Source organism: Roseovarius sp. M141 (genome assembly GCF_024355225.1).
GTDB lineage: Bacteria > Pseudomonadota > Alphaproteobacteria > Rhodobacterales > Rhodobacteraceae > Roseovarius.
Genome location: NZ_VCNH01000005.1, coordinates 20,794 through 40,831 on the forward strand (window position 1 = coordinate 20,794; position 20,038 = coordinate 40,831).

General features: G+C 64.1%; 18 protein-coding genes. 7 read left to right on the forward strand and 11 right to left on the reverse strand.

Annotated features, from left to right (window positions below; all coding sequences use genetic code 11):
• Positions 1-134: 134 nt before the first annotated feature.
• Positions 135-1,058: a sulfate adenylyltransferase subunit CysD gene (cysD, locus tag FGD77_RS03290; RefSeq protein WP_255006346.1), complete on the forward strand. Its 924-nt coding sequence runs from the start codon at positions 135-137 to the stop codon at positions 1,056-1,058.
• Positions 1,058-2,974 (forward strand): sulfate adenylyltransferase subunit CysN, encoded by a 1,917-nt coding sequence (gene cysN, locus FGD77_RS03295; RefSeq protein ID WP_255006349.1) that lies wholly within the window; start codon positions 1,058-1,060, stop codon positions 2,972-2,974. Before cysD ends, cysN begins: the two co-directional genes overlap by 1 nt.
• Positions 2,975-3,083: 109 nt before the next feature.
• Here cysN and FGD77_RS03300 read toward each other — a convergent pair whose 3' ends face one another.
• From FGD77_RS03300 to FGD77_RS03340, 9 genes are read right to left on the reverse strand one after another with little or no spacing between them, the layout of a single operon-like run.
• Positions 3,084-3,728, reverse strand: a complete 645-nt coding sequence (locus FGD77_RS03300) for a CDP-alcohol phosphatidyltransferase family protein (RefSeq protein WP_255006351.1) — start codon at positions 3,726-3,728, stop codon at positions 3,084-3,086.
• Positions 3,721-4,116, reverse strand: coding sequence for a hypothetical protein (locus FGD77_RS03305; protein ID WP_255006354.1), 396 nt, complete (start codon positions 4,114-4,116; stop codon positions 3,721-3,723). Before FGD77_RS03305 ends, FGD77_RS03300 begins: the two co-directional genes overlap by 8 nt.
• Positions 4,113-5,048, reverse strand: a complete 936-nt coding sequence (locus FGD77_RS03310) for a phosphatidate cytidylyltransferase (RefSeq protein ID WP_255006358.1) — start codon at positions 5,046-5,048, stop codon at positions 4,113-4,115. Before FGD77_RS03310 ends, FGD77_RS03305 begins: the two co-directional genes overlap by 4 nt.
• Before the next feature lies 1 nt (position 5,049).
• Positions 5,050-5,676 (reverse strand): 1-acyl-sn-glycerol-3-phosphate acyltransferase, encoded by a 627-nt coding sequence (locus FGD77_RS03315; RefSeq protein ID WP_255006359.1) that lies wholly within the window; start codon positions 5,674-5,676, stop codon positions 5,050-5,052.
• The gene (locus FGD77_RS03320) at positions 5,673-6,965 is read right to left on the reverse strand and encodes an aspartate aminotransferase family protein (RefSeq protein WP_255006360.1); all 1,293 of its coding nucleotides are present in this window, start codon (positions 6,963-6,965) and stop codon (positions 5,673-5,675) included. Before FGD77_RS03320 ends, FGD77_RS03315 begins: the two co-directional genes overlap by 4 nt.
• Positions 6,952-8,076, reverse strand: a complete 1,125-nt coding sequence (locus FGD77_RS03325; RefSeq protein ID WP_255006362.1) for a phosphotransferase — start codon at positions 8,074-8,076, stop codon at positions 6,952-6,954. The genes FGD77_RS03320 and FGD77_RS03325 overlap by 14 nt, the downstream gene beginning before the upstream one ends.
• Positions 8,073-9,362: an ArgE/DapE family deacylase gene (locus FGD77_RS03330; RefSeq protein ID WP_255006364.1), complete on the reverse strand. Its 1,290-nt coding sequence runs from the start codon at positions 9,360-9,362 to the stop codon at positions 8,073-8,075. The genes FGD77_RS03325 and FGD77_RS03330 overlap by 4 nt, the downstream gene beginning before the upstream one ends.
• A 21-nt stretch (positions 9,363-9,383) precedes the next feature.
• Positions 9,384-10,946, reverse strand: coding sequence for an acetolactate synthase large subunit (locus tag FGD77_RS03335; protein ID WP_255006365.1), 1,563 nt, complete (start codon positions 10,944-10,946; stop codon positions 9,384-9,386).
• Complete coding sequence (locus FGD77_RS03340) at positions 10,943-11,971, reverse strand: histone deacetylase family protein (RefSeq protein ID WP_255006366.1); 1,029 nt, start codon at positions 11,969-11,971, stop codon at positions 10,943-10,945. Before FGD77_RS03340 ends, FGD77_RS03335 begins: the two co-directional genes overlap by 4 nt.
• A gap of 126 nt (positions 11,972-12,097) precedes the next feature.
• Between FGD77_RS03340 and FGD77_RS03345 the strand changes: the two genes are divergently transcribed.
• The 5 genes from FGD77_RS03345 (at position 12,098) to FGD77_RS03365 (ending at position 17,948) form a co-directional block, all read left to right on the forward strand.
• Entirely contained in the window at positions 12,098-12,754 is a 657-nt protein-coding gene (locus FGD77_RS03345) for a GntR family transcriptional regulator (RefSeq protein ID WP_255006367.1), read from the forward strand.
• Positions 12,755-12,877: 123 nt separating this feature from the next.
• Positions 12,878-14,443, forward strand: a complete 1,566-nt coding sequence (locus tag FGD77_RS03350; RefSeq protein ID WP_255006368.1) for an ABC transporter substrate-binding protein — start codon at positions 12,878-12,880, stop codon at positions 14,441-14,443.
• Positions 14,444-14,521: 78 nt separating this feature from the next.
• Positions 14,522-15,493 carry an ABC transporter permease gene (locus tag FGD77_RS03355; protein WP_255006370.1) on the forward strand — a complete coding sequence of 324 codons (972 nt, stop codon included), beginning with the start codon at positions 14,522-14,524 and terminating at the stop codon, positions 15,491-15,493.
• Positions 15,490-16,329, forward strand: coding sequence for an ABC transporter permease (locus tag FGD77_RS03360; RefSeq protein WP_255006372.1), 840 nt, complete (start codon positions 15,490-15,492; stop codon positions 16,327-16,329). The genes FGD77_RS03355 and FGD77_RS03360 overlap by 4 nt, the downstream gene beginning before the upstream one ends.
• Positions 16,326-17,948, forward strand: a complete 1,623-nt coding sequence (locus FGD77_RS03365) for an ABC transporter ATP-binding protein (protein ID WP_255006374.1) — start codon at positions 16,326-16,328, stop codon at positions 17,946-17,948. The genes FGD77_RS03360 and FGD77_RS03365 overlap by 4 nt, the downstream gene beginning before the upstream one ends.
• A 51-nt stretch (positions 17,949-17,999) precedes the next feature.
• Here the strand turns inward: FGD77_RS03365 and FGD77_RS03370 are convergent, their stop codons facing one another.
• On the reverse strand, positions 18,000-18,755 hold the full coding sequence (locus FGD77_RS03370; protein ID WP_255006377.1) for a hypothetical protein: 756 nt from the start codon (positions 18,753-18,755) through the stop codon (positions 18,000-18,002).
• A 149-nt stretch (positions 18,756-18,904) separates the two neighbouring features.
• Positions 18,905-19,840: a pirin family protein gene (locus FGD77_RS03375; protein ID WP_255006379.1), complete on the reverse strand. Its 936-nt coding sequence runs from the start codon at positions 19,838-19,840 to the stop codon at positions 18,905-18,907.
• Positions 19,841-20,038 lie beyond the last annotated feature (198 nt).

A 20,038-nucleotide genomic window follows, 5' to 3' on the forward strand; every position in this document is an offset into this window, starting at 1 on the left:
GCGCTGCCAAATCGCGGCACGAAAGACGCGGCAACCGCCCGATTGTGGATAGTTTGGCTGATTTCACCACCGGCCCTTCCCGAACCTGCGCAAATTTGGCAAATACGCATAAATTATCGAAAGAGGCCGGTAAAATGACTGTGCAGGACACCACCGCCCCGGAAAAGACGCTGACGCATTTGCAGCGCCTCGAGGCTGAGAGCATCCACATCATGCGCGAGGTGGTGGCGAATGCCGAAAACCCCGTCATGCTGTATTCCGTGGGCAAGGATTCCGCCTGCATGCTGCATCTGGCGAAAAAGGCGTTCTACCCCTCGCCGCCGCCCTTTCCGCTGCTGCATGTCGATACGACGTGGAAATTCCGCGACATGTACGACCTGCGCGAACGCGCCGCGACCGATGCCGGGATGAAGCTGCTCGTGCATAAAAACCCCGAGGCGGTGGAAAAGGGCATCAACCCCTTTGACCATGGCGGCCTGCACACCGACATGTGGAAAACCGACGGGCTGAAACAGGCACTGACGCAGTATGAATTCGACGTCGCCTTTGGCGGCGCCCGCCGGGACGAGGAAAAATCCCGCGCCAAGGAGCGGGTGTTTTCCTTTCGCTCGGCCAATCACCGCTGGGATCCGAAAAACCAGCGCCCCGAGCTGTGGAAGCTGTATAATACCCGCAAATCCAAGGGTGAAAGCATCCGGGTTTTCCCGCTGTCCAACTGGACGGAACTGGACATCTGGCAATATATCCACCTTGAGGGGATCGAGATCGTGCCGCTCTATTACTCCGCGCCCCGCCCGACGGTCGTGCGTGACGGCATGATCCTGATGGTGGACGATGACCGTTTCCCGCTGAACGGCGAAGTGCCGGTCAACCGCTCCGTCCGGTTCCGCACGCTGGGCTGCTACCCGTTGACCGGCGCGGTCGAAAGCACGGCCAGCACCCTGCCCGAAATCATTCAGGAAATGCTGCTGACCACCACATCCGAGCGGCAGGGCCGCGCCATTGACCACGATCAGGCCGCGTCGATGGAGAAGAAAAAGCAAGAGGGGTATTTCTGATGTGCGCCGCCGCCAAAGACGCCGTTTACGTCACCGAGGATCTGATTGCCTCGGATATCGATGCCTATCTGGAAAAACACCAGCACAAGACGATGCTGCGCTTCATCACTTGCGGATCGGTCGATGACGGCAAATCCACGCTGATCGGCCGGCTGCTCTATGACAGCAAGATGATCTTTGAAGATCAACTTGCCTCGCTGGAAAATGACAGCAAGGTCAGCGGCACGCAGGGGCAGAATATCGACTTTGCGCTGCTGGTCGACGGGCTGGCGGCGGAGCGGGAGCAGGGCATTACCATTGATGTCGCCTATCGTTTCTTCTCCACCGACAAGCGGAAATTCATCGTCGCCGACACGCCGGGGCATGAACAATACACCCGTAACATGGTCACCGGCGCCTCGACCGCCGATCTGGCCGTGATCCTGATTGATGCGCGCCAAGGCGTGCTGACCCAGACGCGGCGGCACTCCTACCTGGTCAACCTGCTGGGCATCAAGAACGTCGTTCTGGCGGTCAACAAGATGGATCTGGTCGATTACAGTCAGGAACGGTTCTACGAAATCGTCAAGGAATACTCGCATTTCGCCGAGCAGATCGGCATGACCACCTTCCTGCCGATCCCGATTTCCGGGTTGGCGGGCGACAACATCGTCACGCAATCGGAAAACATGCCGTGGTATCAGGGCCCGCCCCTGCTGACCCATCTGGAGGAGGCGCCGCTGAACGTGGCGCAGATGCAGGACGCAGCCTTTCGCATGGCGGTGCAGTGGGTCAACCGGCCAAACCTCGATTTTCGCGGATTTTCCGGGCAGATCGGATCGGGCAGCATCGCGCCGGGGGATGCGATCCGCGTGTTGCCCTCGGGCAAGACATCGACGGTGAAATCCATCGTCACTTATGGCGGCGATCTGGATCGCGCGGTGGCCGGGCAGTCCGTCACGCTGACCTTTGCGGATGAAATCGACTGCTCGCGCGGGGATGTGATCGTGCAATCGGATTCCCCCTGCGAGGTGGCCGACCAGTTCGAGGCGACTTTGGTCTGGATGGGCGAGGCCGAAATGCTGCCGGGCCGTCCCTATCTGCTGAAAATCGGCACCCAGACCATGACCGCCACCGTGACCGAGCCGAAATACGAGGTGAACATCAACACGCTGGAGCATCTGCCCTCGCGGACCTTGGGCCTGAACGCGATCGGCGTCGTCAACATCTCGACCGACCGCGCCATCCCGTTCGAGGCGTATGAGGACAACCCCGACCTGGGCGGTTTCATCCTGATCGACCGGATCAGCAATGCGACAGTGGCCGCCGGCATGGTGCATTTCGCCCTGCGCCGCAGCCAGAACATCCATTGGCAGGCGCTGGACGTGGACCGCGAGGCGCATGCCAGCGCCAAGAACCAGACCGCCAAGGTGGTGTGGTTCACCGGCCTGTCGGGATCGGGCAAATCCACGATTGCCAATATCGTGGAAAAGAAACTGCACGCGATGGGCAAGCATACCTTCCTGCTGGACGGCGACAACGTGCGCCACGGGCTGAACCGCGATCTGGGCTTTACCGATGCCGACCGGGTGGAAAACATCCGCCGGGTGGGAGAGGTCGCGCGCCTGATGACCGATGCGGGGTTGATCGTGCTGACCGCCTTCATCTCGCCCTTCCGGTCCGAGCGGCGGATGGTGCGCGACATGATGGAGGACGGCGAATTCATCGAGGTGTTCGTGAACACCCCGCTGGAGGTGGCCGAGGCGCGCGACGTCAAGGGCCTGTACAAGAAGGCCCGCGCCGGCAATCTGAAGAACTTCACCGGCATCGACAGCCCTTACGAGCAGCCCGAGACAGCCGAACTGACGGTCAACACTGTCGATCTGACCGCCGAGGAGGCCGCCGAGCGGGTCGTCGCCGCCCTGATCGGGGCCTAAAGCGTTTCGCGAAAAACCTGAATCACAGATTTTTGCGAAACGCGCGCAGCATATCAGCGTTGCGCGCGTTTCGCCTTAATTGAGTGCCTCAAGTTTAAGGCGAAACGCTTTAACCCCGTGCCAGCAGCGCCGCGCGGATGCGCGCGGCGCGCCGCAGGCTGGTCAGCGCAGCGCCGATGGCGATGATCCACAATGCAACGGTCAGTACGGTGCCGGGCGCGGCAAAAAGCGGCTCGAACACGGCCAACAGAGCCGCCCCGGTGATCAGCGCCATCCGCTGCGGCTTGGCCATCGGGCCGCTGAAATCGGGCGACAGGCCGGTATTCGCACCCAGCTCGCGGGTGTAGGCGGTCAGCACCGCCAGCGCGCCCGCCGCCAGCCCCAGCGCCGGATGCCCCGCGCCCACCCCCGCCCCGGCAAGGATCAGCAGATCCGACACCCGGTCAGGCAATTCGTTCCACAGCGGCCCGTCCGGCGCGCTGCGTCCCCCCTCGATCGCGACCATCCCGTCGAAAAGGTTGCACAGCAGCCGCAGCTGGCAGCACAGCGCGCCAAGGATCAACAGCGCAACAGTCGCCGCGCCTTGCGTCCAACTGGTCGCGGCAAGGGCCAGCGCGGCCACGAGCGCCGCAATCATGCTGGCCTGCGAAATCGCATTGGGCGTCACGCCCCGCCCTGCCAGCGCCGCGGCGCAGCGTACGGCCCATTTCGTGTCCCGGCTGCCCAACGGGCGGCGGTTTTTCAGATCAGCCACGTGTGTCCCTCGCTGCCGCCCTTTGGCGCAGTATGTTATAGGCAAAGATATAGCTGACCGATACCGCCAGCGGCACCGCGATCGTCGCCGCGATCTCGGGCGTGCCGGCCAGCCCATGCGCCGTGACCAGCAGCAGGGCCGACCCGCAGATCGCAATCAGCGGCGGCGCCCAATAGCCCGGCGCGCGCTGAAAACGGGGCCGCATCCAGTCAACCGAGCGTTTCAACCCCAGTGTCAGCGCGCCAGAAATCGCCCCCTGCACCAGCCCCGCCAGCAGCATCGCGCGCGGCCCATGGGCCGCGTTGGCCCACATCGCCCAGCCGCCCATCGCCGCAAACCCGAGCGCGACATGCAGTGGCGTGCTGGCCATCAGCTGCCGCAGAGTCAATGCACGTCCCAGTAAAACCGCACGATATGGAAAAAGATCGGCGCCGAGAAGATCACCGAATCCAGCCGGTCGATGAACCCGCCATGTCCGGCAATCAGATGACCCCAATCCTTGACCCCCCGGTCGCGCTTGATCGCCGACATGACCAGCCCGCCGAAAAAGCCCATGAGCGTGATCACCAGCGACAGCCCGAACGCCTGCATAATTGTGAACGGCGTGATCCAGAACAGCGCCGCGCCCAGAACGCTGGCGCTGAGGACACCGCCGACCAGCCCTTCCAGCGTTTTGGAGGGCGACAGGTTCGGCGCGATCTTGCGCCGGCCTATCAGCTTGCCCCAGACATATTGCAGCACGTCCGACGATTGCACCACGACAATCAGGAAAAAGATCAGGAACAGGTTCTTGCCCTCATATCCGGGGATATTGAGGCTGAGCAGCGCGGGCACGTGCGACACGCAGAAGACGGCGATCATCAGCGCCCATTGCGCCTCGGACACGCGGATCAGGAAGTTTTCGGACTGCCCGCGCAGCGCCGACAGGATCGGCATGAACAGGAACGCATAGACCGGGATCAGGATGGAATAGAACCCGTACCAGCCCATCCCGACCGCCACATATTGCAGCGGCAGCACGATGAAAACAGCCGCCACCAAGGCCCAGTGATCAGCGGCGCGCGTGTTGGTCAGCGTCAGGAATTCGCGCAAGGCGGCGAAGGAGCAGAGCGCGAACAGGATCACCACCCCCGCCGTGCCAAACGCAAAGGCCAGCGCGATCACCGCCACCATGACCCACCACGCATTGATCCGCGCGGTCAGGTTCTGGATGGTCAGATCGCCCGGCGGCGCGCGGCGTTTCAGGAGTTGCGCGGCAAGCGTGGCGATCAGCAGGACCGCCAGAACGCAGCCCAGAAGGATGATGAAATGTGTGTCCATGTCAGGCCTTTTCAATCGGTGCGAGCGCGGTCAGCGCGGCTTCGGCGCGGCGCAGGAACGTGGCCTTGTCGTCGCCCTCCAGCCGTATCGGCGCGCCGAAGGTGACGGTGCAGATCAGCGGGATCGGCACATGCGCGCCCTTGGGCATGACGCGGTTCAGATTCTCGATCCAGACCGGGACCATGTCAATATCGGGGTTCTGCGCCGCCAGATGAAACAGCCCCGATTTGAACGGCAGCAGCCGCTGGTCGCCGGTGTTGCGTGTCCCCTCGGGGAACAGGATCAGGCTGTCGCCGGCTGTCAGCGCATTGCTCATCTGCGTCACCGGATCGGCGGCGCGGGTGTCGGGGTTGCGGTCGATCAGCACGGCGTTGAAGACATCGCGCCCGATAAAGGATTTCAGCCGCGAGGTCAGCCAGTAATCCGCCCCCGCCACGGGTCGGGTGCGGCGGCGCAGGGCGCGCGGCAGGACGGTCCAGACCAGCACGAAATCGCCGTGGCTGTTGTGGTTGGCAAAGTAGATGCGCTGCCCCGGCACCGGCGCGACCCCCTGCCAGATGCCCCGAACGGCGGTGATGGCGCGGGCAAAGCCGACGATCAGCGCGGCGGCGGCGCGGGCCGCAATCATCCGGCGTCCATCGCGGCGGCGATAGCGTCTATCAATAACTGCGCCTCGCCCCGTGCCATTACCAGCGGCGGGCGGATTTTCAGGATATTGGCCCCCGGTCCGGTTGCGCTGATCAGCACGCCATTGCGGCGCATGTGGTTGACGACATGGCGTGCCAGTGCCGCATCGGGGGCGCCGTCGCGGGTGCAATCGACGGCGACGAACAGCCCGGCCCCGCGCACATCGCCGATGCCGGCGTGCCGGGTGCCCAGATCTTGCAAGCCCTCCTTGAGATAGGCGCCGACGGTGCGGGAATTTTCCTGCAAGCCCTCAGCCTCGATCACGTCCAGCACCGCCATGCCGGCGGCGCAGGCCACCGGATTGCCGCCGAACGTGTTGAAATACCGGGCATTCGTGCCGAAATCCGCCACCAGTTCGGGCCGCATCGCGACGCCCGAAACGGGAAAGCCATTGCCCATCGGTTTGCCCATCGTCACCATGTCGGGCACCACGCCATGACGCTGAAAGCCCCAGAACGCATCGCCGGTGCGCGCGAAACCGGGCTGCACCTCGTCGGCGATGAAAATGCCGCCCTCGGCGCGGATCAGATCGACGGCGGGTTGCAGGAAGCCCGCAGGATCGGGGTACAGCCCGTCGCTGGAAAACACCGTGTCGCAGATAAACGCCGCAGGCTCGATCCCATCGCGGCGCATCTCGGCAATCGCTGTCGTCAGATCAGCGGCCAGCCGCGCGCCCTGATCCGGGCCGCCATCCGGCGCATCGATCGTGTGCACGCGCGCGCCGCGCGGGACGTAATCGCCCAGCGACGGCGACAGTTCGGACACCGCCTCGGTCACGCCGTGATAGGCGAGGCGGGTGACGATGATGCCCTGGCGTCCGGTGCCGGTGCGCACGATCCGCAGCGCCAGATCGTTCGCCTCGGACCCGGTGCAGGTGAACATCACATGCCCCAGCGCATCCGGCATGGTGGCCAGCAGCCGCTCGGCATACTCCACCGGCCCCTCGTGCAGATAGCGGGTATGGGTGTTCAGCAGCCCCGCCTGCGCGGCGATGGCCTGCGTGACATGCGGGTGGCAATGGCCGACCGACACGACGTTGTTATAGGCATCGAGGTATCGCCGCCCGCCCTTGTCCCACAGCCACACGCCCTCGCCCCGCACAGGATGCAGCGGCTGGTCATAGAACAGCCGGTAGGCCGGTCCCAACGCCTGCTGACGCCGCGCGATCAGGGCCTGATCAGCAGGGTCGAGACTGTCGGCGCTGCCGTCATAGGCGTTAACCATGGTCATGGCGTGGTCCCTTCATGCAGGCGCGCAGGGTGTCGACGGCAGCGCCCGGCGCCATGGCATCCAGCGCGTCCAGCCCGTGGCGGGACGCGTCGGTGTTGCGCAGGATATAGGCGGCATTTTCCGGATAGCGCCGCGCGCGCCATGCCCCCAGCGTCAGCGTCGTCACATGGCGCAGGCGGATCAGATCGGGCAGCAGCGCGATCTCTTCCTCCTCCAGCGGCATGACGCTGCCATAGCCGCCCACCATCCGCGCGATATGCGCCAGCGGGTCCGGTCCTTTGGCGATCTGGTAAGAGCAGGCCACCGCCAGATCGCAGGCGATGGGGGTATGCACCATGTCGCCGAAATCGATGATGCCAACCGGGCGCGTGGCCTGCGGGCCGTCGACCAGCAGGTTGTGCGGGTTGAAATCATTATGCACGACCTGGGCGCGCAGATGCGGCAGACGCGGCGCGATTTCGGCGTCGAACCGGTCCAGCACACCGGTCAGCCGCGCGCGCAAGGCAGAGTCCGCGACCGCGTCCAGCATCGGGCGCAGGCGGTGCGCCTGTTTGATGTCCCATTGCAGGACATGCCCCGCCGCCGGGTGGAAAAACCCGCGCATCGCAAGGGTCAGCCGCCCCAGCAGCGCGCCCAATTCGCCGTGCAGGGCGGGCGCGGCACTGGCCCCCGCCAAGATCGTGCCCGGCAGGTAGCTGAGCAGGCGCACCACATGGGCCTTCCCCGAGCGTTCGGTCACCACGGTGCTGGCACCGCTGGACAGCGTGGCATGGACGCGCGGCACCGGCAGGGACGGATCGGCCGTCGCCAGATGGATCAGCACCTGCGTCTGCATGTCGGTAACGGCGCGGTCCTCGGCGGCGTTGGTAATTTTCAGCAGCGCCTCTTCTCCGCCGGTCAGGCGGATATGGAAATTCGCGTCCTTTTCGGCAGAAAGCGGGCGGATGCCACCGGCGATCCCATAAAGATCACGCGCCAGTTCCGCCGCCCGCCGCAGCGTGATGGCGGGTGCGTCCTGCGCCAGCAGATCGGCCTCCCCCGGCTGTACCGCAAGAACAGGCCGGTCGATAATCGGGGGCAGCCCGGCGCCCATGTCATACCTGCGCATCATGACTCGCATGCCTCAAGACCGCACCATTCGGCGATGAACAGCGCCATCGCGGCGGTGATCCGCTGGACCGAGGGCAGGCTGACACATTCGTCAATGCCGTGGATGTTGCGCGATATGGGGCCGTAGCACAGCGCCGGGATCTTGTTATACAGCGCATAGACCCGCGTATCCAGGTAGCTGGGTGTCATGAACGATTTCAGCGGCGCGCCGATGGCGGCTTCGTGCGCGCGGCCCAACACGGCCTCGGCCTCGGTGCCCTCTTCCAGAACGTAGCCTTCGGCGTAGAACCCGTTGAACACCACCTTGGGCGGGTTGTTCGACAAAAACCCGTCCGCCGCGGCAAAGGCGGCGATGCGGTCGGTGATCTCGGCGGCCGCGTCATCGGCGCTGTGGCCGGGATAGAGCGACACGCGGCAGTCGATGTTGCACCATGACGGCACGGAGGAGGCCCAGTCGCCGCCCTCGATCTTGCCGATATTGAGGTTGATCGGGTGGGTCTCATTCTCGAAATGGCGGTGGTTGGCCTTGTCGGCGTTCCACTCGGCCTCGATCTGGCGCAGGGCGGCGGTGACGCGGGTGGCGGCATCGATGGCGTTGGCGCCCTCGCCCATTTCGCGCACATGTTTCGGCACGCCGCGCAGCTGTACCTGAAACCACAGCACGCCGACATTGGCGCGCACCAGCATTTCCTCTTCGGGCTCGGGAATGAACACGGCGTCGGCGGTGTACCCTTGGAGGTATGTTTGCAGCGCGCCGTTGCCGGTGGATTCCTCCTCGACCACGGATTGCACATACACCGTCGCGGCGGGCTGAAGCCCGATCCGGCGCAGCGCATCGAGGGCAAAGATATTGGCCGCCGCGCCTGCCTTCATGTCGCCCGCGCCGCGGCCATACATCCAGTCGCCGTCGATCTTGGCGGAAAAGGGCGGGTCAGACCACATGTCATGCAGCCCTTCGGGAACCACATCCAGATGCGATTGCAGGATCAGCGAGCGGCCGGCTTCCTCGCGCGGGTGGTGGATACCGACGACGATGGGCGCGTCCGAATGGTCGTCCGAGATTTTCGAGCCGCCGGGATGCGCCGCGATGGCCGCGTGGTCCATCTGGAACCGGTCCATCGCATAGCCGCGCGATTGCAAGCTGCGGTGCAGCAGGTCCTGAACCGGGTGTTCATGGCCGCGCAGCGACGGCATGCGCACCAATTCCTGAGTAAAGGCGATCTGATCATCGAACCCATCCGCGACGGATTGAATGATACGTTGGCGCAGGTCCGCATCCAGTGTCATGTCGTGTCCTTTCGGGAGGGGTTATAGCATCGCTTCGATCAGGAATGGGCCGGGTTCGCGGGCTGCATCCTCGATCGCCTGCATCAGGTCGGTGACATCCTCGACCCGGCGACCGGGCACGCCCATGCCCTTGGCCATGGCGACGAAGTCCAGATGCGGGCGGTCAAGGTTCAGCATCGACAGCGCGTCGGGGCCGGGCTGCGCGCCGACATTGTGCAATTCGCCCTTGAGGATCTCATAGGCGCGGTTGGCCAGGATGATCGTGGTCACGTTCGACCCCTCGCGCGCCTGCGTCCACAGCCCTTGAATGGTGTACATCGCCGAGCCGTCGGCCTGTAGCGTGATCACCGGGCGATCCGGGCAGGCGATGGCCGCGCCCGCCGACAGCGGGATGCCGATGCCGATGGACCCGCCGGTCAGCGCCAGCCACGAATTGGGACGCGCGGCGTCGCCCGCCGGAAAGATGTCACCGCCGGCCGAGACGGATTCGTCGATGATGATCGCATCCTCTGGCAGGGCGTTGGACAGCGCGGCGGCGATGTTCTTCAACGTGATCGCGCCGGACTGGGGCCGGGCGGGCATCGCGGTATCGCTGGGTTTGGCAGCGGCAGCGCCAATGCGGTCGGCCAGCGCGGCCAGCGCGGCGGGGCCGTCGCCATCGTGACCGCACAGCGAGACGGTATCGCAATCCTCGGGCAGCAGCAGGCTGGGCCGGTCCGGGTAGGCAAAGAACGCGACGGGCGGCACGGCCTCGACGAGGATCGCACGGCTGTAGGGCGCCAGCACCTCCAGCGCCATGTTGATCGGATAGGGGATCTTGGCCAGGGGCACGCGGCCCTGCCCCCGTTCCATCCGCCGGTTCGATGTGGGGGCGATGATATCGGCGCCGGTTTTATCCGCGATACCTTGGAGCAGGGCCAGCGCGCCCGCATCCTCCAGCACCGAATTCCCGGCGATGATGATGGTCCTGTCGCCGGACTCCAGCGCGCGCACGGCATCCGTCAGCGCGCCCTCGTCCAGCGCGGCGGGGGCCGTCGACGGGGCCTCCTTGGCAAGTTTTCCGCCCTCGTCCCAGCCGATATCGGCGGGCGCGATCAGGGTGGCGATGCGGTTCGGCGCGCCCTTGGCCACGGCCAGCGCCTCCATCGCGTCGCGGGCAAAACTGCCCGCATCAGTGCCTGATTTCACCCAGTCGGAGAACGGTTCGCAGGCGCCGGTGACATCGGCGGACAGCGGCGCGTCATATTTCTGGTGGCGCAGGGCGTGATCGCCGACGAGGTTGACCATCGGCACGCGCGCCTTGCGGGCGTTGTGCAGGTTGGCGGCGGCATTGGCGAAACCGGGCGCAAGGTGCAGCAGCGTCACCGCAGGTTTCCCGGCCATGCGCGCATAGCCGTCGGCGGCGCCGGTCACGACCCCTTCGAACAGGCCCAGAACGCAGTGCATCAGCTTGGTGCGGTCCAGCGCATCGACGAACTGCATTTCGGATGTGCCGGGGTTGGCGAAACACACATCGACGCCTGCGCTGTGCAGGCTGCGCACGACGCTTTCGGCGCCGTTCATGTCCTTGGGGGTATTGCTCATGCGGTGGCCTCGCGGAAGGTGGTGAGAAAGGATTTGGCGTTATCGGCCAGCGACGGGCCCAGATATCCGCCCTCCTGCACGAGCGCCGTGGGCAGGTTCAGCGCGGCCAGACGGCGCGCCATTTCGGCAAAGCCATCTGGGTAGACCGCCACCGCCGCCAGTGGATCGTTGGCGGCCATGTCAAAGCCCAGCGAGACGACCAGCGCATCGGCGCCGAACGCCTTGATCGCGTCGGTCGCCTTGTCCAGTGCGGCCAGCACATCGTCCTGACTGGCGCCCTGCTCCAGCAGGATGTTCAGTGACTGACCCGCGCCGTCGCCGTCGCCCGTCTCATCGGCGTGGCCAAGGTAGAAGGTGGGGTAGGTCGCCGGATCGGGATGCAGCGAAACGAAAAAGATATCGCCGCGTTCGTACAGGATATCCAGCGATCCGTTGCCGGTATGCACATCCACGTCGATCAGCGCGACACGCTTGAATTTCTGCGTCAGATGCTGCGCCACGATGCAGGCATTGTTGAAAAAACAGAACCCGTTGGAACAGTCGCGCATCGCGTGGTGGCCGGGCGGGCGGCACAGCGCATAGGCGGCGCGCGCGCCTGACAGCACGTGCTCGGCAGTCTCGATCGCGGACTGGGCGGACCAATACGCGGCCTCCCATGTGCCGGCGGTCAGCGGGGTCGAGGTGTCGGTCATCCACCAGCCAAGCTGGCCGTGAATATCCTTGGGTTCCTTGCCGCGGCGCAGGCCGGGATGCATGGTGGGGATCGCCAGCGCATCCGGCCCGGCGCTGGCGACGAAACGGGCATGGGCATCGGGCAGGAAATCGACGTAGTCGGGGTTATGCACGGCCTTGATCGGGGCCAGCCCGTGATCGCGGGGCTTGGCAATTTCAAACCCCTCGCCTGCCAGCATGTCGCGCAGGATTTCGGCGCGCTGGGGCTGTTCCTGATGCGGCATCGCGGCGCCACGGCGGAAGTAGGTTTTCGGCGCATGGCGCAGCTGGCGTTCGTCAAAGAAGGCTTTCATCCCTGGTCCCTTGATGTCTGGCGGATTGGCCGAACCATTGCAGTTTTGATTTGCCGGATCAATCACAATGATGCATGATGCATCAAAACAGGTGCGGGAAACCACCCGCCGGACAGACGGGGAACGATGAACCAGATCAGCCGCGAATCGCTGGGGGATGCCATTTACGACCGGGTCAGTCAGGATCTGGTGCGCGGTAAACTGCGCCCGAATCAACGGATCACCATCCGCGGTCTGGCCGAGGCGCTGGGGACCAGCTCGACCCCGGTGCGGGACGCGGTGCAGCGGCTGCTGCAGGACGATGCACTGGTGCAGCGGTCGGTGCGTGATGTGCGCGTGCCGGTGCCATCGGCGGCGCAATATCTGGAAATCGCCAGCATCCGCCGCGAGCTGGAGGGGCTGGCCGCCGCCCGCGCCGCCGAGGTGGCAACGTCCCGCGGCATCACCCGCCTGACCCGCCTGACCGAGCGCAACCAGGAGGCGATCACCGCCGCGCGCTGGACACAGGCGGCGGAGCTGAATCAGCAGTTCCACTTTGCGCTGGCGGAAATCGCGCGCATGCCTGTGCTGCTGGGGGTGCTGACCCGGCTGTGGCTGCGCATGGGTCCGCTGATCGCGGGATATTACAGCGGCGCGCAGGTGGATATGATCCACCAGCATCACGTCCTGATCGCCGCCCTTGAGGCGCGCGATCCGGATGCGGCCCGCGCCGCGCTGTATCAGGATATCGATGAGTCAGGCGAAGGAATTGTCGCCTATATCAACACGTTCGAGGTGGGCTGACAAAATACGGGACAGGATCAATCGCAAGGAATACCATCCGCCCGAACACGGCGGTATACTATAAATTCGTTGCAGCCATGCTGCCAAGACATACAAAAAAGACAACCAATGGGGAGACTAATAATGATCAGACCAATCAAATTCGCAGCCGCCGCGCTGGCGCTTGCGCTGGCCGGCCCGCTGGCCGCGCAGGACGGCGAGCCGCAATATGGCGGCACGCTGAACGTCGTCATCCAGCCCGAACCGCCCGGACTGATGCTGGGCCTGATCCAGAACGGTCCGACCCAGATGGTCGGGGGCGACATCTATGAAAGCCTGATGCGCTATAATTTCGACCTCACGCCCGAGCCGCAGCTGGCCGAATCCTGGGAAATCTCCGAGGATGGCAAAACCTATACGTTCAAACTGCGCCCCGGCGTCACCTTTCACGACGGCACGCCGTTTACCTCGGCGGACGTGGAATTCTCGATGGACGTGTTCCTGCGCGAGACGCATTCGCGGATGCGGACCTATATGGAGCATGTCGAAAGCATCGAAACACCCGACGATCTGACTGTCGTCATCACCCTGAAACAGCCCTTCGGCCCGTTCATCGGCATCTTTGAGGCCGGCACCGTGCCGATGATCCCCAAGCACATCTACGAAGGCACCGATTTCGCCAACAATCCGGCGAACAACACGCCGATCGGCACCGGCCCCTTCAAGTTCGATGAGTGGGTCAAGGGCAGCTATATCCACTTCGTCAAGAACGAAGACTACTACATGGATGGCCTGCCCTATGTCGACGAGATCTACTATCATGTGATCCCCGACGCCGCATCGCGCGCCGTGGCCTATGAGACCGGCCAGGTCGACGTGCTGCCCGGCGGCTCGATCGAGAATTTCGATGTGCCGCGCATCCGCGAGATGGACAATACCTGCATCACCGAAAAGGGGTTCGAGTATTTTGGCCCCCATTCGTGGATCTGGGTCAACACGGACAACAAGCCGCTGAACGACGTGAAACTGCGCCAGGCGATGATGCATGCGCTGGACCGCGATTTCGCGCGCGACGCGCTGTGGAACGGTCTGGGCAAGGTCGCGACCGGCCCGGTTTCGTCCTCGACCAAGTTCCATGCGGGTGACACGCCGGACATCGGGTATGACCCGGAAAAGGCCAAGGCACTGCTGGCCGAGTCCGCCTATAACGGCGAGACGATCCGCCTGCTGGGCCTGCCCTATGGCGAAACGTGGCAGCGTTGGGCCGAAGCGGTCAAGCAGAACCTGACCGAAATCGGCATGACCGTCGATATCGTGCCCTCGGACGTGGCTGGCTGGAACCAGAAGGTATCGGATCGCGACTTCGATCTGGCGTTTACCTATCTCTATCAGTACGGCGATCCGGCGCTGGGTGTGTCGCGTAGCTATATGGGCGACAATGCCGACCCCGGCTCGCCCTGGAACAACGTCGCCAACTACCAGAACGCCGAATTGGACGCGCTGTGGGACGAGGCCGCGCTGATGGCCAATCCCGAGGACCGCAAGGCCGCATACAAGACGATTCAGGATCAGATCGTGTCGGATGTGCCCAACCTGTGGCTGCTGGAGCTGGGCTTTCCCACCATCTACCGCTGCAACATCAAGAACCCGGTCAACACCGCGTTTGGCGTCAATGACGGCTTCCGCTATGTGTGGATCGACAAGGAATAAGGGGTAAAACCCTTTTTCGGTCCGGGCCGCCCTGCGTGGCCCGGACCCTTCTGGCAAAACTAACGGGGTAGCGCGCGCGTGGTACGTTTCATTCTGGGCAGACTGGTCAAGGCGGTGTTTATCCTGCTGGCCATTCTTGTCTTCAACTTCCTGCTGATCCATGCCGCGCCGGGCGATCCCGCCGCCGTCATGGCAGGCGAGGCCGGCGCCGCGGATGAAAAATTCCTCGCCGATCTGCGCACCCGCTTTGGTCTGGACCAGCCGCTTTATGTGCAGCTGTGGATCTACATCAAGGGCGCGGTGCAGCTGGACCTTGGCTATTCCTTTCGCCAGCAGATGCCGGTGGCCGAACTGATCGGCGACCGCCTGCCCGCCACGCTGCTGCTGACCGGCGTCGCGTTCGTGCTGTCGCTGGTGCTGGGCGTGATTGCCGGTGTTGCCGCCTCGGCCCGTCAGGGCAGCTGGGGCGATACGGTCATTTCCACCCTTGCGCTGCTGTTTTACGCCACGCCCCTGTTCTGGGTCGCGCTGATGGCCGCGCTGGTGTTTTCCGTCTGGCTGGGCTGGTTGCCCGGTTTTGGCTACTCGACCATCGGCGCGGGCTATACCGGCATGGCGCATGTGCTGGACGTGGCAAAGCATCTGGTGCTGCCCGCCTCGACCCTCGGCCTGTTTTTCATGGCGATCTACATGCGCATGACGCGCGCCTCGATGCTTGAGGTCTCGCGTCTCGATTTCGTGAAAACCGCCCGCGCCAAGGGGCTGAAGCGCGGCGTGATCCAGCGCCGGCATATCCTGCGCAATGCCTTGCTGCCGGTCATCACGCTGGCCGGTCTGCAAGCGGGCCAGATCTTTGGCGGCGCGATCCTGACCGAAACTGTGTTCGCATGGCCCGGCATCGGCCGCCTGATGTTCGAGGCGATCAACCAGCGTGACTATAACGTGATCCTCGGCGTCTTTTACATCTCGGCGGCGATGGTGCTGCTGTTCAACCTGATCACCGATGTCGTCTACGTCATCGTCGACCCGCGCATAAGGCTGACGACATGAAGGATTTCTGGAAACGTTTCCGCTATAACCGCGGCGCTGTCATCGGGCTGGTCATTCTGGCGCTGGTTGTCATCACCGCCATCCTGGCCCCGTTCATTTTCCCGCAAAGCCCGTGGAAAATGGTGCAGCGCCCGTTCCTGCCGCCTTTCACTCAGGACGGCCTGCTGCTGGGCACCGATGCGCTGGGGCGCAACGTCATGTCGGGACTGGCCCATGGCGCCTATGTCAGCCTGCTGGTCGGGCTGGTGTCCACCATCGTTGCGCTGGCCATCGGCGTGCCGGTGGGTGCCTGCGCCGGGTATTTCGCCGGGCGGACCGATGATGCGCTGATGCGCTTTACCGAGTTCTTCCAGACGATCCCCAGCTTTGCGCTGGCCATCGTGCTGCTGGCGATCTTCCAGCCCAGCCTGATGTTCGTCATCATCGCCATCGCCATCGTATCATGGCCGCCGGTCGCGCGTCTGGTCCGGGGCGAAGTCCTGAGCCTGCGCACCCGCGAATTCGTCGAGGCGGCGACACTGTCGGGGCTGGGCAATACGCAGATCATCCTGCGCCACATCCTGCCCAACGCGCTGCCGCCGATCATCGTGCTGGCCTCCTTGATGGTGGCGCAAGCGATCCTGCTGGAAAGCTCGCTGTCCTTCCTGGGCCTGGGCGATCCCAACGTGATGTCATGGGGGTATATGATCGGCGCGGCGCGCACCGTCATCCGCACCGCATGGTGGCTGTCCTTCCTGCCCGGCATGGCGATCCTGCTGACCGTGCTGGCGCTGAACCTGATCGGTGAGGGCCTGAACGACGCGCTCAACCCCCGTTTGACGAGGAAATCCGAATGAGCCTGCTGCAAATCCGCGACCTTGCCATCGCCCTGCCCGAAGGCGCCGACCGCGCCCATGCGGCCAAGGACATCAATTTCGATTTGGACCGGGGCGAGATCCTGTGCATCGTCGGTGAATCCGGCTCGGGCAAATCCATGTCGGCCAACGCCGTGATGGGCCTGCTGCCGCAGGGGGTGAAACCGGTCAACGGCACCATCACCTTTGACGGCCAGCCCATCCTGGGCCTGTCCGAAAAGGAGATGCTGAAACTGCGCGGCAGCCGCATTTCGATGATCTTTCAGGAACCGCTCAGCGCGCTGAACCCGCTGATGCGCGTCGGCGCCCAGATCGCCGAAGTGTTCGAGGCGCATGGCGCCCTGTCCGGCTCTGAGCGCCGCGCGCGTGCCCTGCAACTGCTGGACGAGGTCGGCATCCCCGACCCCTCTGCTGCGATCCGCGCCTATCCCTTCCAGCTGTCCGGTGGCCAGCGCCAGCGCGTGATGATCGCGATGGCATTGGCGCTGGAGCCTGACATCCTGATTGCGGACGAACCGACAACGGCGCTGGACGTGACCACGCAGGCGCAGATCCTGAAACTGATCGAAGACCTGCGCCAATCGCGCGGCATGGCCGTGATCTTCATCACCCATGATTTCGGCGTCGTCGCCGATATCGCCGACCGCGTGATCGTCATGCAGACCGGCGAGATCGTGGAATCCGGCACCGCGGATGAGGTGCTGCTGAAGCCCCGGCACCCCTACACCCGCGCCCTGATCGCCGCGATCCCGCGCCTGACCCAGCGCAAGGAGGCCGAGGAACAGACGCGCGAGCCGATCCTGACCGTCGAGGGGCTGACCAAGACGTTTTCCACCGGATCGGGCAGCTTTTTCGGCAAACGCCGTGTGGTCAAGGCGGTGCAGGACGTTAATTTCCAGCTTTATGCGGGCGAAACCATCGGCATCGTGGGCGAATCCGGGTCGGGCAAATCCACCGTCGGGCGCTGCATCGTGCGCCTGCTTGATCCCGATGGCGGGCGCGTGATGGTCGATGGCGCCGACATCGCCCATATGTCCGGGTCCGAACTGCGCGCCAAGCGCCGCAAGCTGCAAATGATTTTTCAGGATCCCTACTCCTCCCTCAACCCGCGCGCGCGGGTGTCGCGCATCCTGACCGAGGGGCTGATTGCCTACGGCACCTCCCGCCGCGAGGCGCAGGAGAAGGCGCGCGATCTGCTGGTCATGGTGGGGCTGGATGCATCGGCGATGAACCGGTTCCCGCATGAGTTTTCCGGCGGCCAGCGCCAGCGCATCGGCATCGCCCGCGCGCTGGCGCTGGACCCGAAAATCATCATCGCGGACGAGGCGGTATCGGCGCTGGACGTATCCATCCAGGCGCAGGTGCTGGACCTTCTGGCCGATCTGAAAACCCGGCTGGACCTGTCGATGCTGTTCATCACCCACGACCTGCGCGTCGCCGCGCGGATCTGCGACCGCATCATCGTCATGCAAAAGGGCCGAATCGTCGAGGCCGGACCGGCGGGCAAGGTGCTGCACAGCCCCGACACCGAATACACCCAATCCCTGCTGGACGCGATTCCCGGTCAGGAGTACGAGCGCGCGCTGGAAAACGCCGGGTAATCCCTGCCCGGCCCTGCGCGGGGCGGAACCCCGCCCCGCGCATCGGCATCCTCACATCATCAGCGCCTTTTTCACGAGCTGGTCCTTGTCGGCATAGTTTGCGACATCGACGCCCCGCGCGCTCAGCGCGTCGCTGAGTTCGCCCTCGGTAAGGGCTTCTATGGCGGCGTCCGACATCTTCAGGAAATTCAGCTTTTGCCTGAAGGGCGGGTTTGTGTCCCCAAAGAAACTGCGGTTTTCGAACCCGAAATCCTCCGCGTACTTTGTCATGAAGTGCGCCAGAAACGTATTGATGCTGGTCCTGATCCGCGGATCATGGCCTGTTTCATCGGCTGAATCCTCCAGTGTGTCCAGCATCAGTTGCGCCCATCGATCAGCCCCCTTGTCATTCATCAACTGCATTGCATTATGCGTATGGTGAAAGTTCAGCCGGTACTCCGCGCCATGATAATAAGGGCCGCCGCCCATCACATCGATCCACATCGCGGCCTGCGTGTTCACGTGATGGCCAATGCCGCCAACCCGCGCAAAGACGGAGGTGAACCAGTCTTCATCCTTGAAAACGCGCTCGTAGAAATTCTCGACGATCCGCACGATCGGCCCCTGCCCGAGAACCGAATAGAGCTGCCAGAACTGAATTGGCCTGGAGGGGCTGTCCGGCGCGCGCAGCGACACAATATCCGGCACGCGATATGCATTCGCCGGAAGCAGGTTTTTGGCGATTGCCGAGGCAATATAAGCGCGCTGCGTTTTCTCGGTCATGTACCCCGGCTTGGTGGGGTGAATCGGGTGAATGGAATCCTTCATTGGTCGCTCCTTTCTCGCAATTTTCATTGCAGGTTTGTAGCCGCGCCAGCACGGCCCCCGGCCAGCCGCGCGGCATCAGGGCGCCACTGCCGTGGGGCCATGGATGCGCGCAGCATGTCGGGATGGCTACTGCCGCCGAGGGGTCGTGATTAGTCCGGCAGCGGAATGAATTCGTCGCGGTCATCCGGCGGCAGGTCAAACAGACCTTCACCCCAGCGGCTGGCGCGCCATTCTTCCTTTGCGGCCTCTATCTTCTCCTTGCTGGAGGCGACGAAATTCCACCACACATGGCGCGGCCCGTTCAGGGTGGCCCCGCCAAGCGCCATCAGCCGGGCGCCCTGCGCGCCGGCGGAAACGGTGATCTTGTCGCCGGGCCGGAACACCATCATCTGCCCCGCCGCGAAGTCCTGCCCGGCGATGCTGACCGATCCCTGTGTGATGTACAGTCCGCGATCCTCGTGATCATCCGGCAGCGGGAATCGGGCGCCCGCCTGTAGCGTGACATCCAGATAGAAGGTTTCGGAAAACATCGTCGCAGGTGCGCTTTGACCATAGGCCGTGCCAAGGATCAGCTTGGCGTTGATACCCTCGTCCTCGATCTCGGGAATCGCGTCCTTGCCGTGGTGTTCAAAGATGGGGTCCATGTCCTCCTTGTCTTCGGGCAGGGCCATCCATGTCTGAATGCCATACAGCGAATGCGGCCCGCTGCGCCCCTCGGCCGAGGTGCGCTCGGAATGGGTGACGCCCTTGCCAGCCACCATCCAGTTCAGCGCGCCGGGGCGGATGATCTGGTCCGTGCCGATGCTGTCGCGGTGATGAAAATCACCCTGATAGAGATAGGTGACCGTGCCCAGACCGATGTGGGGGTGGGGCCGCACGTCAATGCCCTGTCCGGTCAGAAATTCTGCCGGGCCGGCCTGATCGAAAAAGATGAACGGCCCCACCATCTGGCGTTTGGGGGCGGGCAGCGCGCGCTTTACCTCGAATCCGCCAAGGTCGCGGGCCCGAGGAATGATCAGGGTTTCGATGGCATCCACGCCGATTTCATCGGGGCAGCCAGGGGCGAGTGCGGGGTTCCAGCTCATGTCGTTTCTCCTTTGGTTGCCGCCAATATAGCGACGCCGGGCCGTTTCACCAAAGTCTGGCGCGTTCGAAATTACCGAACGCGGGGTTCACGAGCCCCGCCGCGTAATCTGTGGCGGGCGGTGCTAATGTCACATCATCGGTGGGGCGCACCGGTCCCAACCAGACCGGGCTGATCCGGCCCCGCCCCGGACTGCGCC

Bases quoted from the DNA above. Each gene is read 5' to 3' on its own strand.
- FGD77_RS03325 (WP_255006362.1), bottom strand. From the start codon at position 8,076: ATGATGCGCAGGTATGACATGGGCGCCGGGCTGCCCCCGATTATCGAC.
- cysD (WP_255006346.1), top strand. From the start codon at position 135: ATGACTGTGCAGGACACCACCGCCCCGGAAAAGACGCTGACGCATTTG.
- FGD77_RS03335 (WP_255006365.1), bottom strand. From the start codon at position 10,946: ATGAGCAATACCCCCAAGGACATGAACGGCGCCGAAAGCGTCGTGCGC.
- cysN (WP_255006349.1), top strand. From the start codon at position 1,058: ATGTGCGCCGCCGCCAAAGACGCCGTTTACGTCACCGAGGATCTGATT.
- FGD77_RS03375 (WP_255006379.1), bottom strand. From the start codon at position 19,840: ATGAGCTGGAACCCCGCACTCGCCCCTGGCTGCCCCGATGAAATCGGC.
- FGD77_RS03320 (WP_255006360.1), bottom strand. From the start codon at position 6,965: ATGACCATGGTTAACGCCTATGACGGCAGCGCCGACAGTCTCGACCCT.
- FGD77_RS03360 (WP_255006372.1), top strand. From the start codon at position 15,490: ATGAAGGATTTCTGGAAACGTTTCCGCTATAACCGCGGCGCTGTCATC.
- FGD77_RS03340 (WP_255006366.1), bottom strand. From the start codon at position 11,971: ATGAAAGCCTTCTTTGACGAACGCCAGCTGCGCCATGCGCCGAAAACC.
- FGD77_RS03370 (WP_255006377.1), bottom strand. From the start codon at position 18,755: ATGAAGGATTCCATTCACCCGATTCACCCCACCAAGCCGGGGTACATG.
- FGD77_RS03350 (WP_255006368.1), top strand. From the start codon at position 12,878: ATGATCAGACCAATCAAATTCGCAGCCGCCGCGCTGGCGCTTGCGCTG.
- FGD77_RS03345 (WP_255006367.1), top strand. From the start codon at position 12,098: ATGAACCAGATCAGCCGCGAATCGCTGGGGGATGCCATTTACGACCGG.
- FGD77_RS03365 (WP_255006374.1), top strand. From the start codon at position 16,326: ATGAGCCTGCTGCAAATCCGCGACCTTGCCATCGCCCTGCCCGAAGGC.
- FGD77_RS03315 (WP_255006359.1), bottom strand. From the start codon at position 5,676: ATGATTGCGGCCCGCGCCGCCGCCGCGCTGATCGTCGGCTTTGCCCGC.
- FGD77_RS03330 (WP_255006364.1), bottom strand. From the start codon at position 9,362: ATGACACTGGATGCGGACCTGCGCCAACGTATCATTCAATCCGTCGCG.
- FGD77_RS03310 (WP_255006358.1), bottom strand. From the start codon at position 5,048: ATGGACACACATTTCATCATCCTTCTGGGCTGCGTTCTGGCGGTCCTG.